Source organism: Lysobacter sp. yr284, assembly GCF_900107375.1.
Classification (GTDB): Bacteria; Pseudomonadota; Gammaproteobacteria; order Xanthomonadales; family Xanthomonadaceae; genus Lysobacter.
Genome location: NZ_FNPT01000010.1, coordinates 117343 through 132103, shown reverse-complemented (window position 1 = coordinate 132103; position 14761 = coordinate 117343). Strand labels below are relative to the sequence as shown.

General features: G+C 70.1%; 14 protein-coding genes. 8 read left to right on the top strand and 6 right to left on the bottom strand.

The annotated features are described in order from the left end of the window. Positions 1–154: 154 nt before the first annotated feature. From BLV01_RS15825 to yidD, 3 genes are read right to left on the bottom strand one after another with little or no spacing between them, the layout of a single operon-like run. The gene (locus BLV01_RS15825) at positions 155–1054 is read right to left on the bottom strand and encodes a M23 family metallopeptidase (protein ID WP_091801663.1); all 900 of its coding nucleotides are present in this window, start codon (positions 1052–1054) and stop codon (positions 155–157) included. Beyond that, positions 1051–2382, bottom strand: coding sequence for a dihydroorotase (locus BLV01_RS15820; protein WP_091801660.1), 1332 nt, complete (start codon positions 2380–2382; stop codon positions 1051–1053). The genes BLV01_RS15825 and BLV01_RS15820 overlap by 4 nt, the downstream gene beginning before the upstream one ends. Then, a complete protein-coding gene (gene yidD / locus BLV01_RS15815; protein WP_091801657.1) occupies positions 2367–2642 on the bottom strand; it encodes a membrane protein insertion efficiency factor YidD in 276 nt (91 codons plus the stop codon). The genes BLV01_RS15820 and yidD overlap by 16 nt, the downstream gene beginning before the upstream one ends. 368 nt (positions 2643–3010) lie before the next feature. Here yidD and dksA point away from each other — a divergent pair, with 368 nt between their 5' ends. From dksA to BLV01_RS15800, 3 genes are all read left to right on the top strand, one after another. Further along, on the top strand, positions 3011–4141 hold the full coding sequence (gene dksA, locus BLV01_RS15810; RefSeq protein WP_091801655.1) for an RNA polymerase-binding protein DksA: 1131 nt from the start codon (positions 3011–3013) through the stop codon (positions 4139–4141). 362 nt (positions 4142–4503) lie between these two features. Beyond that, on the top strand, positions 4504–4986 hold the full coding sequence (locus tag BLV01_RS15805) for a nucleoside deaminase (protein WP_091801652.1): 483 nt from the start codon (positions 4504–4506) through the stop codon (positions 4984–4986). Between the two features lie 61 nt (positions 4987–5047). Then, entirely contained in the window at positions 5048–5389 is a 342-nt protein-coding gene (locus BLV01_RS15800) for a hypothetical protein (protein ID WP_139178761.1), read from the top strand. A gap of 21 nt (positions 5390–5410) precedes the next feature. Here the strand turns inward: BLV01_RS15800 and BLV01_RS15795 are convergent, their stop codons facing one another. The 3 genes from BLV01_RS15795 to cysS form a co-directional block, all read right to left on the bottom strand. Next, positions 5411–6646 carry an MFS transporter gene (locus BLV01_RS15795; protein ID WP_091801767.1) on the bottom strand — a complete coding sequence of 412 codons (1236 nt, stop codon included), beginning with the start codon at positions 6644–6646 and terminating at the stop codon, positions 5411–5413. A gap of 74 nt (positions 6647–6720) precedes the next feature. Continuing rightward, positions 6721–7173, bottom strand: coding sequence for a SufE family protein (locus tag BLV01_RS15790; RefSeq protein ID WP_091801646.1), 453 nt, complete (start codon positions 7171–7173; stop codon positions 6721–6723). Between the two features lie 202 nt (positions 7174–7375). After that, complete coding sequence (gene cysS, locus BLV01_RS15785) at positions 7376–8782, bottom strand: cysteine--tRNA ligase (protein WP_091801643.1); 1407 nt, start codon at positions 8780–8782, stop codon at positions 7376–7378. 270 nt (positions 8783–9052) lie between these two features. Here cysS and BLV01_RS15780 point away from each other — a divergent pair, with 270 nt between their 5' ends. The 5 genes from BLV01_RS15780 (at position 9053) to BLV01_RS15760 (ending at position 14760) form a co-directional block, all read left to right on the top strand. Continuing rightward, positions 9053–9526: a hypothetical protein gene (locus BLV01_RS15780; protein WP_091801641.1), complete on the top strand. Its 474-nt coding sequence runs from the start codon at positions 9053–9055 to the stop codon at positions 9524–9526. A 360-nt stretch (positions 9527–9886) separates the two neighbouring features. Further along, complete coding sequence (locus BLV01_RS15775) at positions 9887–10891, top strand: N-acetylornithine carbamoyltransferase (protein WP_091801638.1); 1005 nt, start codon at positions 9887–9889, stop codon at positions 10889–10891. Between the two features lie 153 nt (positions 10892–11044). Then, positions 11045–12241: an argininosuccinate synthase gene (locus BLV01_RS15770; RefSeq protein WP_091801635.1), complete on the top strand. Its 1197-nt coding sequence runs from the start codon at positions 11045–11047 to the stop codon at positions 12239–12241. A gap of 99 nt (positions 12242–12340) precedes the next feature. Further along, the gene (locus BLV01_RS15765; protein WP_091801632.1) at positions 12341–13435 is read left to right on the top strand and encodes an acetylornithine deacetylase; all 1095 of its coding nucleotides are present in this window, start codon (positions 12341–12343) and stop codon (positions 13433–13435) included. Positions 13436–13443: 8 nt separating this feature from the next. Then, positions 13444–14760 (top strand): acetylglutamate kinase, encoded by a 1317-nt coding sequence (locus BLV01_RS15760; RefSeq protein ID WP_091801629.1) that lies wholly within the window; start codon positions 13444–13446, stop codon positions 14758–14760. Position 14761 lies beyond the last annotated feature (1 nt).

Below are 14761 nucleotides of genomic sequence, written 5' to 3'. Positions count from 1 at the left end.
GACCTGCCACCCCGCAGTCGCGGCTCGCGCCGCTCCTACAGGGCGAGCCCGACGCTGGCGATCCAGTTGTAGGAGCGGCGCAAGCCGCGACCGCGCCAACGCAACCGCGACGAACGCCGCCCGCAGCCGGCTCAGCGCCTGCGGCGCACGCCGCTTACGGCGCGGCCTTCGCCCGCTCCAGCACCAGCAGCGGATCGATGCGCACGTCGAACCAGTTCATGCCCCAATGCAGGTGCGGCCCGGTCGCGCGGCCGGTCGCGCCGACCGCGCCGATGACCTGGCCCTGGGCGATGCGGTCGCCGACCTTGGCGTCGATCCGCGACAGGTGCAGGAAGGTCGAGCTGACGCCGTGGCCGTGGTCGAGCAGCACGGTGCCGCCGGTCAGGTACAGGTCCGGCGCGGCGAAGGTGATCACGCCGGCGGCCGGCGCCTTGACCGGCGTGCCGGTCGGCGCGGCGATGTCCATGCCCGAATGGCCGGAGCCCTTCTTGCCGTTGTAGACCCGTTGGTTGCCGAAGCGGCCGCTGATGCGGCCCTGCACCGGCCACTGGAACGGCTGGGCGAAGTCGGGGCGTTCGTCGTCGCGCGCGCGCGCAGCGGTCACCTGGGCCTGTTCGCGCTCGATCCGCGCGGCGATCTCCGGCGGCGGGTTGACCGTCTTCGGCGGCACGCCGTTGATGTATTCGGTCGGAAAGTCGCGCGGCGTCACCGCGATGCCCGCGCGCTGCGGCGCGCCGCCGGGCGGCTGCACCTCGATGCTGAGCGTGCCGCTGGCGTCGCGGCCGACGCCGAACACGACGCTGCCGTACGCGGTGACCCGCAGCTGCCGGCCGCCGTAGCGCACCACGCTGCCGGGCGGGACCTTGCCGATCACCATCGCGCCCTGCGGCACCGAGGCGGGAAACACCGTGCGCGCATCGGCGCTCGCCGCCGCGGCGACGGGCGCGGCTTCGGCGGCGGCGTCGGGGATGGTGCCGGAAGCGATCACCTGCGCCGACGCGGCCGGCGCCAGCATCGCGGTCGCGAGCGCGGCCGCGCGCAGCGCAACCCTCATCGGGCGAACGCCAGGCGCTGCCCGTTCGGCGCGCCGACCAGCGACACGCCGTCCCACGCGACCTGCCCGTTGACCCAGGTCGAGGCGATGCGGCTGCGGAAGGTGCGGCCCTCGAACGGCGACCAGCCGCACTTGGACAGCACGTCCTCGCGCGCCACCGTGTAGGGCGTGTCGTCGATCAGCACCAGGTCGGCGAAATAGCCTTCGCGCAGGAAGCCGCGGTGCTCGACGTCGAACAGCTTGGCCGGCGCGTGGGCGAACTTGTCGACCACCTGCGCGGTGCTGAGCCGGCCTTCGTGGACCAGTTCCAGCGCCGCGTTGAGCGCGAACTGCACCAGCGGCAGGCCGCTCGGCGCGGAGGTGTAAGGGCGCGCCTTTTCTTCCAGCGTATGCGGCGCGTGGTCGGTGGCGAGCACGTCGATCACGTCGTTGGCGACCGCGCGGATCAGCGCCTCGCGGTCGGCCGGGTCCTTGATCGCCGGGTTGCACTTGATCAGGTGGCCGAGCGCTTCGTAATCGTCGCGGTCGAAGCGCAGGAAGTGGATGCAGGTCTCGGCGGTGATGCGCTTGCCTTCGATCGGGCCGGGCTGGAACAGCGCCAGTTCGTCGGCGGTGCTGATGTGCAGCACGTGCAGGCGGGTGTTGTGCTTGCGCGCCAGCGAGATCGCCAGCTCGGTCGACTTCTTGCACGCCTCGCGCGAGCGGATGTCGGGGTGGAAGCGCGCCGGGATGTCGTCGCCGTACTTCGCCTTGTAGCGGGCGAGTTCGGCGTCGATCATCGGCGTGTCTTCGCAGTGGGTGATGATCGGCGTGGGCACGTCGCGGAAGATCGCGTCCAGGGTGACCGGATCGTCGACCAGCATGTTGCCGGTGGACGCGCCCATGAACACCTTCACCCCCGGCGCGCTGCGCGGGTCCAGCGACTGGATCGCGGCGAGGTTGTCGTTGCTCGCGCCCAGATAGAAGCCGAAGTTGCCCCAGGCGCGGCCGGCGGCGCGGCGGTACTTGTCTTCCAGCGCGGCCGCGTCCAGGGTCGGCGGGCTGGTGTTGGGCATGTCCATGAACGTGGTCAGCCCGCCGGCCACCGCCGCGGCCGACTCGGTCGCCATGTCGGCCTTGTATTCCATGCCCGGTTCGCGGAAGTGGACCTGGTCGTCGATCATGCCCGGCAACAGGCGGCGGCCGTGCGCGTCGATCACGGTCTCGCCGGCGCGCGCCGACAGGCCCGCGCCGATTTCGGCGATGCGCTCGCCGTCGATGCGCAGGTCGCCGTCGTACTCGCGTCCTTCGTTGACCAGGCGGGCGTTGACGATCAGGGTCGATGGCATGAGCAGTGTCCAGGGTCGGGGGCGGGGGAGTCGGCGGCGTCCTCGGTGCCGGGCACCGGGTCGTAGCCGCCGGGATGCAGCGGGTGGCAGCGCGCCAGCCGTTTGGCGGTGAGCCAGCTGCCCTTGAGCGCGCCGTAGTGCGCGATCGCCGTCATCGAATACGACGAACAGCTCGGGTGGAAGCGGCAGCGCTGGCCGAGCAGGGGGCTGATCCAGCGTTTGTAGCCGCGCAGCAGGACGAGGAGAAGGCGGGCGATCACGTTTCCTTAATGCCGGCAACGGTAGTGACGGTGCGGGGACGCAGCATGGCGAAAGCCCGCGCAGGGACGCATTTTACCCCCGCGATCGGCCACCGGCGGAGCCCGCGCGATGCGGTTGCCGAGGGTGCCCGGGCAGGGTATAACAGCGCGCTTTCCCCAAAACAAGGCAAGTGCAACACGAAGGTCCGCCGCGGCGCGAAACGCAACAGCCGTGCCGTCCGGGCCGGGCGAAAACCGGCTGTGCGCCGGATTTCACTTGCGGTCATCGAGCGCATGTGCATTTGATGGCCGGGTGGGTCATGCTTGGCCCGCGATGCCGCCGGACCGCGTCCGTCGGCGCCCTCAGGGAATAGAAGGACAAGCCTGTCGTGGCAGTGAAAAAACCTGCGAAGAAGGCCGCCAAGGCCGCCAGCAAGGCCGTGAAGCCGGCCGCGAAGAAGGCGGCCAAGCCGGCGCCGAAGACGGCGGCCAAGGCGCCCGCCAAGGTCGCGGCGAAGAAGACGGCGGCCAAGGCGCCGGCGACGGCGGCGAAGAAGACGGTCGCGGCCAAGCCGGTCGCGAAGAAGGCGGCTCCGGCGCCGGCCAAGAAGGCCGCGGCCAAGCCCGCGCCGGCCAAGCCGGAGGCGAAGAAGCCGGCCGCGGCGCCCGCCGCGGTCAAGAAGGTCGCGGCGGCCAAGCCGCAGGTGCCGGTCAAGGATCCGCCGGCCAAGTCCGCGCCGGCCAAGGGCGCGGGCGCCAAAACGCCCAAGGCGGGACCGGCAAAGGAGGCGCCGGTCAAGGAAACCGCAGTCGCCAAGGCCGGCCTTAAAAAAGTTGAAGCGAAATTGCCGCAAGCTGACAAGACGAAACCTGCGCACGGCGCAGCCAAAACCCCACCGCAGTCTGTTTCGCCGGCCGCCCCGGCGTCCGCAACGAAGCAGGCCGACAGCATCATCTCCGACAAAAGCAAGAACACAGTGACCCAGACAGCATCCAGCAACCGTCCGGCCGGCAAGGTCGCCGTGGCGGTGACCACCAAGGCGCCGGCTTCGCCCACGCCGAAAACCAAGGTCAAGGTCGTTCCGTACAAGAACGATCCCACCACCGGCCGTCCGATCGTGCCGGAAGGCTACAAGCCGACCGCGGACGAGGAGTACATGAATCCGCTGCAACTCGAGTATTTCCGCCAGCGTCTGCTGCAATGGCGCGCGGATCTGGTCGAGGAGTCCAAGCAGACCATCGAGAACCTCAAGGACGAAGTGCGCGACGTCGGCGACGAGGCCGAGCGCGCCACCCGCGAGACCGAGAACTCGCTGGAACTGCGCACCCGCGACCGCTACCGCAAGCTGATCAGCAAGATCGACAGCACGCTCAAGCGGGTGGATTCGGGCGACTACGGTTTCTGCGTCGATACCGGCGAAGACATCGGCCTGGACCGCCTGGAAGCGCGTCTCACCGCCGAGCGCACCATCGACGCGCAAGAGCGTTGGGAGCACATGCAGAAGCAGATGGGCGACTGAACCCGCCTGTCCGCGCCTGCGACGAAAGCCCGGCCCAGGCCGGGTTTTTCGTTTTTGGGCGGGTACGGTCTGGACGGATGCGGCTTAGGGCGGCACGTTGCGGGCACATTCGGGATGCGCCGGCGCGCTCGGCCGGTGCGGTGGCGGCGCGGCGCGGGTTCGCGCGGCGTCTGCCCGGGCGCAGCCGCCGCGCCGCGGCGCGCGCCGCCGGCGGCCGCGGTTTTCTCGCATTCACGATCCACAACGCCGGCGCAATCCGCGCATCGCCGCACAGCGGCGGCGCGCGCCAACCGCCAGGATCGGTCCACGCCGGGCCGACGCGCCGCAGGCACGCTATCGCCTTCGCTTCCCGGAGCCCTGCCATGAACGCCGACGCCCTGCAGTCCGACGATCCCCGCCACCTGGCGTTCATGCGCGAAGCCCTGGCCCTGGCGCGCGCCAACGCCGCCGCCGGCGGCCGCCCGTTCGGCGCGGTGCTGGTGCGCGACGGGCGCGTGCTCGCGCGCGCGGTCAACCGCATCCTCGACACCGGCGACCCGACCGCGCACGCCGAGTTGCTGGCGATCCGCGAGGCCGCGCACGCGCTCGGCCTGACCCGGCTGGAGAGCTGCACGATCTACGCCAGCGGCCATCCCTGCCCGATGTGCCTGGCGGCGATGCATCTGGCCGGGATCGAGGCCGCGTACTACGCCTATTCGAACGAGGACGGCGAGCCGTTCGGCCTGTCCACCGCCGCCGTCTACGCGCAGATGGCGCTGCCGCCGGCGCTGCAGCGCCTGCCGCTGCGGCAACTGCGGCCGGACGCGGAGGACGGCCTGTACGCGCAGTGGGCGCAGCGCGGCTGAGGCGCGCCGCGCGGCGCGGCGAATGCGGCTAGGATGCCGGGATCGCCCGGAGGATCCGCACATGGAAGAGGCTGTCGTAATCTTTGGCTTGATGCTGGCGCTGGGCTGGAACGCGTTGCTGTTGTACTGGTCGCGCGCCTACCTGCGCTACGCCGCGGTGGCGATGTTCGCGCTGAACCTGGTGATCGGCTCGCCGTTGTTCGGCGTGGTCGCCTGGAACCTGGCCAGCCAGGACGTCGATACGAACTATGTCGAGGGTTACGGCGACGTGCTGGTCGCCGTCATCGTGGCCCTGGCCAACGGCGTGGCGGCGCTGGTGGGCGCGGTCGTGGCCGCGCTGCGCAAGGCGCCGGCTGCCGCGGCCAACGATGCGCGCGAGAACCGGCGCGACCCGCGGCGCTGAGCGCCGGCCTCGGCAGAGGGCTTACTGCAGGTCGCGCAGATCCAGCCGGCGCAGCTTCGGCGCCAGCTTCGCGGTCGCGCCGACCACGGCCAGGGTCATGCAGCCGCCGAAGATCACCGACGGCACCAGGCCCATCAGCTTGGCCGCCAGCCCGGATTCGAACGCGCCCAGCTCGTTCGACGAGCCGATGAAGATGCCGTTGATCGACGACACCCGCCCGCGCATCTCGTCGGGCGTGGACAGCTGCAGGATGGTCGAGCGCAGCACCACCGACACGCCGTCGCACATGCCCGACAGCATCAGCATCAGCGCCGACAGCCAGAACTCGCGCGACAGGGCGAAGCCGACGATGCACAGGCCGAAACCGGCCACCGCCCACAGCAGCAGGCGCCCGGCGTGCTTCTGCGGCGGATGCCGCGCCAGCCACAGGCCCATCATCACCGCGCCGGCCGCCGGCGCCGCGCGCAGCACGCCCAGCGCCTCGGGGCCGTAATGCAGCACGTCGTGGATGAAGGCCGGCAGCAGCGCCACCGCGCCGCCGAACAGCACCGAGAACATGTCCAGCGCCTGCGCGCCGAGCACGACCTGGTTGTTGAACACGAAGCGCAGGCCTTCGCCGATGCTTTGGAACACCGGCGCGCGCTCGGCCGGCGGCGGCGGCTCGGTCACCCGCAGGGTGATGATGGCGATCGCGGCGGCCAGGGCGAACGCCGCCGCGACCAGGTAGGCCGAGGTCTTGCCGCCCCAGGCGACCAGCACGCCGCCCAGCGCCGGCCCCATCACCAGGCCGGTCTGCATCACCACGCTGCTCACGCCGGCGCCGCGGGCGAAGTGCTCGCGCTTGAGCACGCGCGCGAACAGCGACATGTACACCGGCGACAGGAACGCGCGGACCACGCCGTTGATGGCGATGGCGGCGAAGATGGTGAAGGTGCCGATGCCGAACGCGCCGGCCGGCAAGGTGTCGCTGGCGACGCCGGCCAGCATCAGCGTGGTCACCAGCAGGCCCAGGCAGGCGAACATGCCGAGCTTGCGCCGCGGCAGGTGGTCGACCGCGTAGCCGGCGAACAGGGCGAAGCAGAAGTAGGGAATGACCTCGGTAAGGCCGATCATGCCCAGCGCGAGCGGGTCGCGGGTGAGTTCGTAGACGTGCCAGCCGACCGTCACCGCGACGATCTGGTACGACAGCATCGCCAGCAGGCGATAGACCAGCAGGCCGGCGAAGCCGGGGTTGCGCAGCAGCTGCGAGGCGGTGATCGGCCCGCCCGCGTCGCCGTTCGGATCGGATCCGTTGTCGGATCCGGACGCGTCGGCGCGGGCGGCCTGGGAACTCACAGCCGCCGCTGCGCCTGTTCGCGGATGTAGGCCAGCAGCGCGGCCAGGCCGTTGCTGCGGGTCGGCGAGAGGTGCTTGGCCAGGCCGATGTCGGCGATGTAGTCGGCCGAGGTGGCGACGATCTCGGCCGCGCTGCGGCCCGAGTACACGCGCAGCGCCAGGTAGATCAGGCCCGAGACGATGGCCGAGTCGCTGATCGCGTGGAAGTCGAGCCTGGCGGCGTCGCCGTCGACCGCGATCCAGACCATCGACTGGCAGCCCAGCAGGCGGTGGTCCTCGGTCTTGCAGGCCTCCGGCAGGTCTGGCAGCTTGCGGCCGAGGTCGATCAGGTACTGGTAGCGCTCGGACCAGTCGCCGAAGAAGGCGAACTCGTCGCGGATCGCGGCCTGGGCCTCGGCGGCGGTGGGTTCCAGCGGGAACGGCGAAGCGGGGAGGGCGGGGGCGTTCATCGGTTGGTTAGGTGGCGGCGCGGGTCGGGCGGGACAAGGGCCGGACGGGGCCGGATCGTGGCGAACGGGCACACGGCCCGGTTTCGCAAAACCGCCGGCGCGCGCCGCATCGCACGCGGGCGCGGGGCAGTGCGCCGCGGCGACCGCGACACCCCGGCGCGCGGCGCTGCCGGCGCGGGGGCGCGGTCGTGCGGCGGCCGGCTCAGGAGTCGGCCGCCTCGGTTTTCTGAGGTTCCGGGCGCTTGCGCACCCAGCGCACGCCCTGCGGCGTGTCCTCGAGCAGGATGTTCTCCTCGGCGAGTTGCTGGCGGATCGCATCGGCACGGGCGAAATCGCGCGCCTGCTTGGCCGCGGTGCGCTCCTCGACCAGGGCCTGGATGCGCTCGTCGTCCTGGTCGCCGGCGGCGCCGGCGAACCAGGCCGCCGGATCCTGTTGCAGCAGCCCCAGGGCCAGGCCGGCGCCGAGCAGCTCGCGCTTGAGCCGGGCCTTGTCGGCGGGGTCGGCGGCCTTGCGCGCTTCGGCGGCGATCCGCGCGATTTCGGCCAGCGCCTGCGGCGTGCCCAGGTCGTCGTCGAGCGCGGCCTCGATCTGGGCCGGAATGGCGATCTCGCCGGCGTCGATATCGGCCAGTTCGCGCAGCGTGCCGTACAGCCGGTCCAGGGTGCGCGCGCACTGCTCGATCAGCTTGGGCGACCAGTCCAGCGGCTGGCGGTAGTGCGCCGACAGCAGCGCGTAGCGCAACGCCTCGGCCGGATGCTTGGCCAGCAGGTCGTGCACGGTCTCGATGTTGCCGCGCGACTTGGCCATCTTCTCGCCGTCGAAGGTGAGCATGCCGTTGTGCAGCCAGAACCGCGCGAAGGTCTTGCCGCCGTGCGCGCATTCGCTCTGCGCGATCTCGTTCTCGTGGTGCGGGAACATCAGGTCGTTGCCGCCGGCGTGGATGTCGATGGTCTCGCCCAGGTGGGCGGCGGCCATCGCCGAGCATTCGATGTGCCAGCCCGGGCGGCCGCGGCCCCACGGCGAGTCCCAGCCCGGCAGGTCGCCGGTGGAGGGCTTCCACAGCACGAAGTCGCCGGCATCGCGCTTGTACGGGGCGACCTCGATGCGCGCGCCGGCGCGCATGTCGTCGATGTCGCGGCGCGAGAGCTTGCCGTAGCCGGAGTGGCTCTCGATCGAGAACAGCACGTGGCCTTGCGCCTCGTAGGCGTGGCCGCTGGCGACCAAGCCCTCGATCATGGTCACGATTTCGCCGATATGCGCGGTCGCGGCCGGCTCGATGTCCGGCAGGCGCACGCCCAGCGCGCCCATGTCCTGGCGGTAGACCGCGGCGAAGCGCTCGGTGATGACCGAGATCGGCACCTTCTGCTCGGCCGCGGCGGCGTTGATCTTGTCGTCCACGTCGGTGATGTTGCGGGCGTAGGCCAGCGCGCCGTAGCGGCGGCGCAGCAGGCCGGCCAGCACGTCGAACACCACCGGCCCGCGGGCGTTGCCGATGTGGGCGTAGTTGTAGACCGTGGGGCCGCAGACATACATGGTCGGGCGAGCCGGATCCAGCGGGACGAAGGCTTCGACCTGTCGCGACAGGCTGTTGTAGAGATGCAGGCTCATGGACGGATGGCTTGGGTTCGGGTTCATTCTAGCGGCCGCACGCACTGCGCGGGCCGGCAGGGCCAACATTTCCTGGCCGCGGCACGGGCCGGCGCCGGCCGGGTCGCGCCGCGCCAGCCCGGCGGCCGCGCGGATCGGGCCCGCCGCGCGCGGCGCGGGGGGCGGCCGAGCCGGCCGGGGCACCGGCGGGGCGGGGCCTAAAGGCGGGATTCAGGCCATCCCGGCAGACTGCTCTTACACTTTATTCACGAATCCCTCCGCGCGAGCCCGATGAGCCGACTTTTCCTGCAGGTCCCGATCCTGGCGCTGTCCGGCGCCGTGGCGGTCCTGTGGGCGCAGCCCTCGCCGGCGCAGCAGCACACCACCGTGCTGCAGGCCGAGAACGTGCGCTTCGACTACGCCCAGGTGCTGCGGGTGACTCCGGTCTACCAGACCCTGCGCGCGACCACGGTCGAGCAGCAGTGCGACCCGGAGGCCGGCGACAAGAGCGATTCGCGCCTGCAGCGGGTGCTGGGCACGGTGCGCGAGGCCCTGGGCCGCGAACGCGACCCCAAGCCCAGCACCGGCGAGAACTGCCGCCCGGTGCCGGTGGAGCGCGAGTTCCGCCGGCCGATCGCCTACGACGTGGACTACGTCTACAAAGGCGCGCGATTCCGATCGCGCTTGCCCGAGGACCCGGGCAACAAACTCAAGGTCCGGGTCGCGGTCACCCCGGTGGTGGCGCCGATCAGCACCTCGCGCTGAAACCCCGGCGCCCCGAGTCCCGCGCAGTCCGTCCGCCCCGCCGCTTGGCGGGGTTCGCATTTGCGGCCGGCGCGGCTTGCGCCCGCGGCCGGCGCATGCGAGCATTCGCGGCCTCATGAACCCGAACTACGCCGACGCCGACATCCTGACCTCCGCCTACATGGCGGCGGGCATGACCTCGCGCGCGCGCCGACCGTTGCCCTGCCAATCCGCTGGGTGACGGATCGCGCCGTCGTTCGTGTAACAAGTTGCACACACGAAAAGCCCAGCCTAGCGCTGGGCTTTTTTGTTTTCGGTTTCAGCCATTCGCTGGGCTGCCCTCATTCCCTCGCTCCACTGCTAACGGACCGCCGAACGACGATGAAGCACTTCCTCAACACCCAGGACTGGTCGCGCCCCGACCTCGACGCGCTGCTGGCGCAGGCCGCCGCGTTCAAGCGCAACAAGCTCGGCGATCAGCTGAAAGGAAAGTCCATCGCGCTGGTGTTCTTCAACCCGTCCATGCGCACCCGCACCAGCTTCGAGCTGGGCGCGTTCCAGCTCGGCGGCCACGCCGTCGTGTTGCAGCCGGGCAAGGACGCGTGGCCGATCGAGTTCGACCTGGGCACGGTGATGGACGGCGACACCGAGGAACACATCGCCGAAGTGGCGCGGGTGCTGGGCCGCTACGTCGATCTGATCGGCGTGCGCGCGTTCCCGAAGTTCGTCGACTGGGCCTACGACCGCGAGGACGTGGTGCTGAAGGCGTTCGCCAAGTACTCGCCGGTGCCGGTGATCAACATGGAGACCATCACCCATCCCTGCCAGGAGCTCGCCCATGCGCTGGCCCTGCAGGAGCGCTTCGGCACCACCGACCTGCGCGGCAAGAAGTACGTGCTGACCTGGACCTACCACCCCAAGCCGCTCAACACCGCGGTGGCGAACTCGGCGCTGACCATCGCCACCCGCCTGGGCATGGACGTGACCCTGCTGTGCCCGACCCCGGAATACGTGCTCGACGAGCGCTACATGGGCTGGGCCGAGCAGAACGTCGCCGAGAGCGGCGGCTCGCTCAAGGTCAGCCACGACATCGACAGCGCCTACAAGGACGCCGACGTGGTCTACGCCAAGAGCTGGGGCGCGCTGCCGTACTTCGGCAACTGGGGCCCGGAAAAGCCGATCCGCGAGCAGTACAAGCACTTCATCGTCGACGAAGCCAAGATGGCGCTGACCGACAACGGCGTCTTCAGCCACTGCCTGCCGCTGCGCCGCAACGTCAAGGCCACCGATGGCGTGATGGATTCGCCGAACTGCATCGCGATCGAAGAGGCCGAGAACCGCCTGCACGTGCAGAAGGCGATCATGGCCGCGCTGATCGGCCAGTAACCCGCTTCGCTCCCTCTCCCGCCGGCGGGAGAGGGTTGGGGCGAGGGCGAATTTTGCCTTGGCTCCGCAACCGTCATCCCTTCCGTTTGCCCCCACCCCAGCCCTCTCCCGCATGCGGGGGAGGGAGCCAAACAGAGCAGAGACTTTCCGAACATGAGCAAAGACATCGTCCTCGCCTTCTCCGGCGGCCTCGACACCAGCTTCTGCGTGCCCTACCTGCAGGAGCGCGGCTGGGCCGTGCACACCGTGTTCGCCGACACCGGCGGCGTCGACGACGAGGAGCGCGCCTTCATCGAGCAGCGCGCGGCCGAGCTGGGCGTGGCCAGCCACGTCACCGTCGACGGCGGCCCGGCGATCTGGTCGGGCTTCGTCAAGCCGTTCGTGTGGGCCGGCGAGGGCTACCAGGGCCAGTATCCGCTGCTGGTGTCCGACCGCTACCTGATCGTCGAGGCCGCGCTGCAGCGCGCCGCCGAACTGGGCACCAAGGCGATCGCGCACGGCTGCACCGGCATGGGCAACGACCAGGTGCGCTTCGACCTGGCGGTGAAGGCGCTCGGCGACTACGAGATCGTCGCGCCGATCCGCGAAATCCAGAAGGAGCACACCGAAGTCCGCGCCTACGAGCAGAAGTATCTGGAAGAGCGCGGCTTCGGCGTGCGCGCCAAGCAGAAGGCCTACACCATCAACGAGAACCTGCTCGGCCTGACCATGTCCGGCGGCGAGATCGACCGTTGGCAGGCGCCGGGCGAGGGCGCGGTCGGCTGGTGCAAGCCGCGCGCCGAGTGGCCGGCGCAAGCGCTGCAGGTCAAGCTGAGCTTCGAGAACGGCGAGGCGGTGGCGCTGAACGGCGAGAAGATCGCGGGCCACACGCTGCTGGCCAAGCTCAACGCGCTGTTCGCGCAGTACGGGGTGGGGCGCGGGCTGTACACCGGCGACACCACCATCGGCCTCAAGGGCCGGATCATCTTCGAAGCGCCGGGCCTGACCGCGCTGCTGACCGCGCACCGCGCGCTGGAAGAAGCGGTGCTGAGCAAGCAGCAGAACCGCTTCAAGCCGGACGTGGCGCGCAAGTGGGTCGAGCTGGTGTACGAAGGCTTCTACCACGATCCGCTCAAGACCGACCTGGAGGCCTTCCTGGCCAGCTCGCAGGGCACGGTCAACGGCGAGGTGACCCTGGAAACCAACGGCGGCGTCGTCAACGCGGTGGCCATCGAGTCCAGGCACATCCTCAACGCCAAGGGCGCGACCTACGCGCAGGCGGCCGACTGGGGCGTGGCCGAGGCCGAGGGCTTCATCAAGCTGTTCGGCATGAGCAGCACGCTGTGGGCGGAAATCAACCGCAAGGCCTGACGCCCGCGTTAAGCCCCTCTCCCGCAAGCGGGAGAGGGATAGAAGCGAAGCCGTTGTGGTGACGCCCCCGACCCCACCGACTCCAACTACCTGCCGACCATGCTCCCCGACGTCCTAAACCACCTGCAGGCCCTGGTCTCCTACGACACCCGCAATCCGCCGCGCGAGATCGGCACCGGCGGCATCTTCGATTACCTGCGCAGCCAGCTGCCCGGCTTCCGCATCGAAGTGACCGACTTCGGCGCCGGCGCGGTGTCGATGCTGGCGGTGCGCGGTAATCCGCGCCGGCTGTTCAACGTGCACCTGGACACGGTGCCCTCGTCGGAAGCCTGGAGCGCGGACCCGCATGCGCTGCGGGTGACCGAAGACCGCGCCATCGGCCTGGGCGCGTGCGACATCAAGGGCGCCGCGGCGTGCTTGCTGGCCGCGGCCGCGGTCGCCGACGGCGATGCCGCGTTCCTGTTCTCGACCGACGAAGAAGCCAACGACGCGCGCTGCATCGCCGGCTTCCTCGCCACCCAGCACGGCTTCGCCGAAGCCATCGTTGCCGAGCCGACGATGTGCGAGGCGGTGCTGGCGCATCGCGGCATCAGCTCGGTGCTGCTGCGCTTCCGCGGCGTCGCCGGGCATGCCTCCGGCGCCAACGCCATGCAGGCCAGCGCGCTGCACCAGGCGGTGCGCTGGGGCGGCAAGGCGCTGGATTACGTCGAGGCGCAGTCGCACCAGCGTTTCGGCGGGCTGACCGGGCTGCGCTTCAACATCGGCCGCATCGAAGGCGGGATCAAGGCCAACATGATCGCGCCCAGCGCCGAGCTGCGCTTCGGCTTCCGCCCGCTGCCGTCGCAGTCCATCGACGGCCTGCACGAGCTGTTCGGCACGCTCAGCGACCCCGGCATCATCGAGCGCTACGAAGAAACCTTCCGCGGCCCGCCGCTGCCGGGCGGCGACGTCGCCGACGCCGAGAACAGGCGCCTGGAAGCGCGCGACCTGGCCGATGCGCTGAACCTGCCGATCGGCAACGCGGTGGACTTCTGGACCGAGGCCTCGCTGTTCTCGGCCGGCGGCCTGACCGCCATCGTCTACGGCCCCGGCGACATCGCCCAGGCCCACACCGCCGACGAATGGGTCGCGCTGGACCAACTCGAACGCTACGCGCACAGCGTGGCGCGCATCATCGGGAGCAAGGCGCAATGAGCGTCTCCATGGACAACCACCTGCAGACCCGCCAGACCATCGTGCGGCTGCTGTCGAGCATGGCCTCGGCCAAGGAAATCTCGCAGTACCTCAAGCGCTTTTCCCAGCTCGATTCCAAGCGCTTCGCCGTGGTCAAGGTCGGCGGCGCGGTGCTGCGCGACGACCTCGCCGCGCTGACCTCGTCGCTGGCGTTCCTGCAGGACGTGGGCCTGACCCCGATCGTCATCCACGGCGCCGGCCCGCAGCTGGACGAAGAGCTGTCGGCCGCCGGCATCGTCAAGCAGACCGTCGGCGGCCTGCGGGTGACTTCGCCCGAAGCGCTGGCGATCGTGCGCCGGGTGTTCCAGTCGCAGAACCTCAAGCTGGTCGAAGCCTTGCAGTCCGGCGACGGCCGCGCGACGTCGATCATCTCCGGCGTGTTCGAAGCGCAGTTCCTCGACCGCGACACCTACGGCCTGGTCGGCGAAGTGCAGAAGGTCAACCTCGCGCCGATCGAAGCCAGCCTGCAGGCCGGTTCGATCCCGGTCATCGCCAGCCTCGGCGAAACCCCGGGCGGGCAGATCCTCAACATCAACGCCGACTTCGCCGCCAACGAACTGGTGCAGGTGCTGCAGCCGTACAAGATCGTGTTCCTGACCGGCACCGGCGGCCTGCTCGACGACAGGGGCCGGCTGATCGACTCGATCAACCTGTCGACCGAGTACGAGCACCTGATCGAACAGCCGTGGATCAACGGCGGCATGAAGGTCAAGATCGAACAGATCAAGGACCTGCTGGACAAGCTGCCGCTGACCTCGTCGGTGTCGATCACCAAGCCCTCGGAACTGGCCAAGGAACTGTTCACCCACAAGGGCTCGGGCACCCTGGTGCGGCGCGGCGAACGCGTGCTGCAGGCCTCGCGTTGGGAAGACCTGGACCTGGCGCGCCTGCGCGAACTGATCGACTCGGCCTTCGGCCGCAAGCTGGTCGACGGCTACTTCGACGACACCCGGCTCAAGCAGGCCTACGTCAGCGAGAACTACCGCGCCGCCATCGTGTTGATCGAAGCCGAGGGCCGCACGTATCTGGATAAATTCGCGGTATTGGACGACGCCCAGGGCGAGGGCCTCGGCCGCGCGGTGTGGCAGGTGATGCGCGAGCAGAATCCGAGCGTGTTCTGGCGTTCGCGCCACGGCAACGCGGTCAATCCGTTCTATTACTCCGAGTCCGACGGCTGCCTGAAGCAGGAGAAGTGGAAGGTGTTCTGGTACGGCATGGACGGCTTCGACGAGATCGCCGCCTGCGTCGGATACGCGGCCCGGCGCACGCCGACGCTGGAGGACTGAG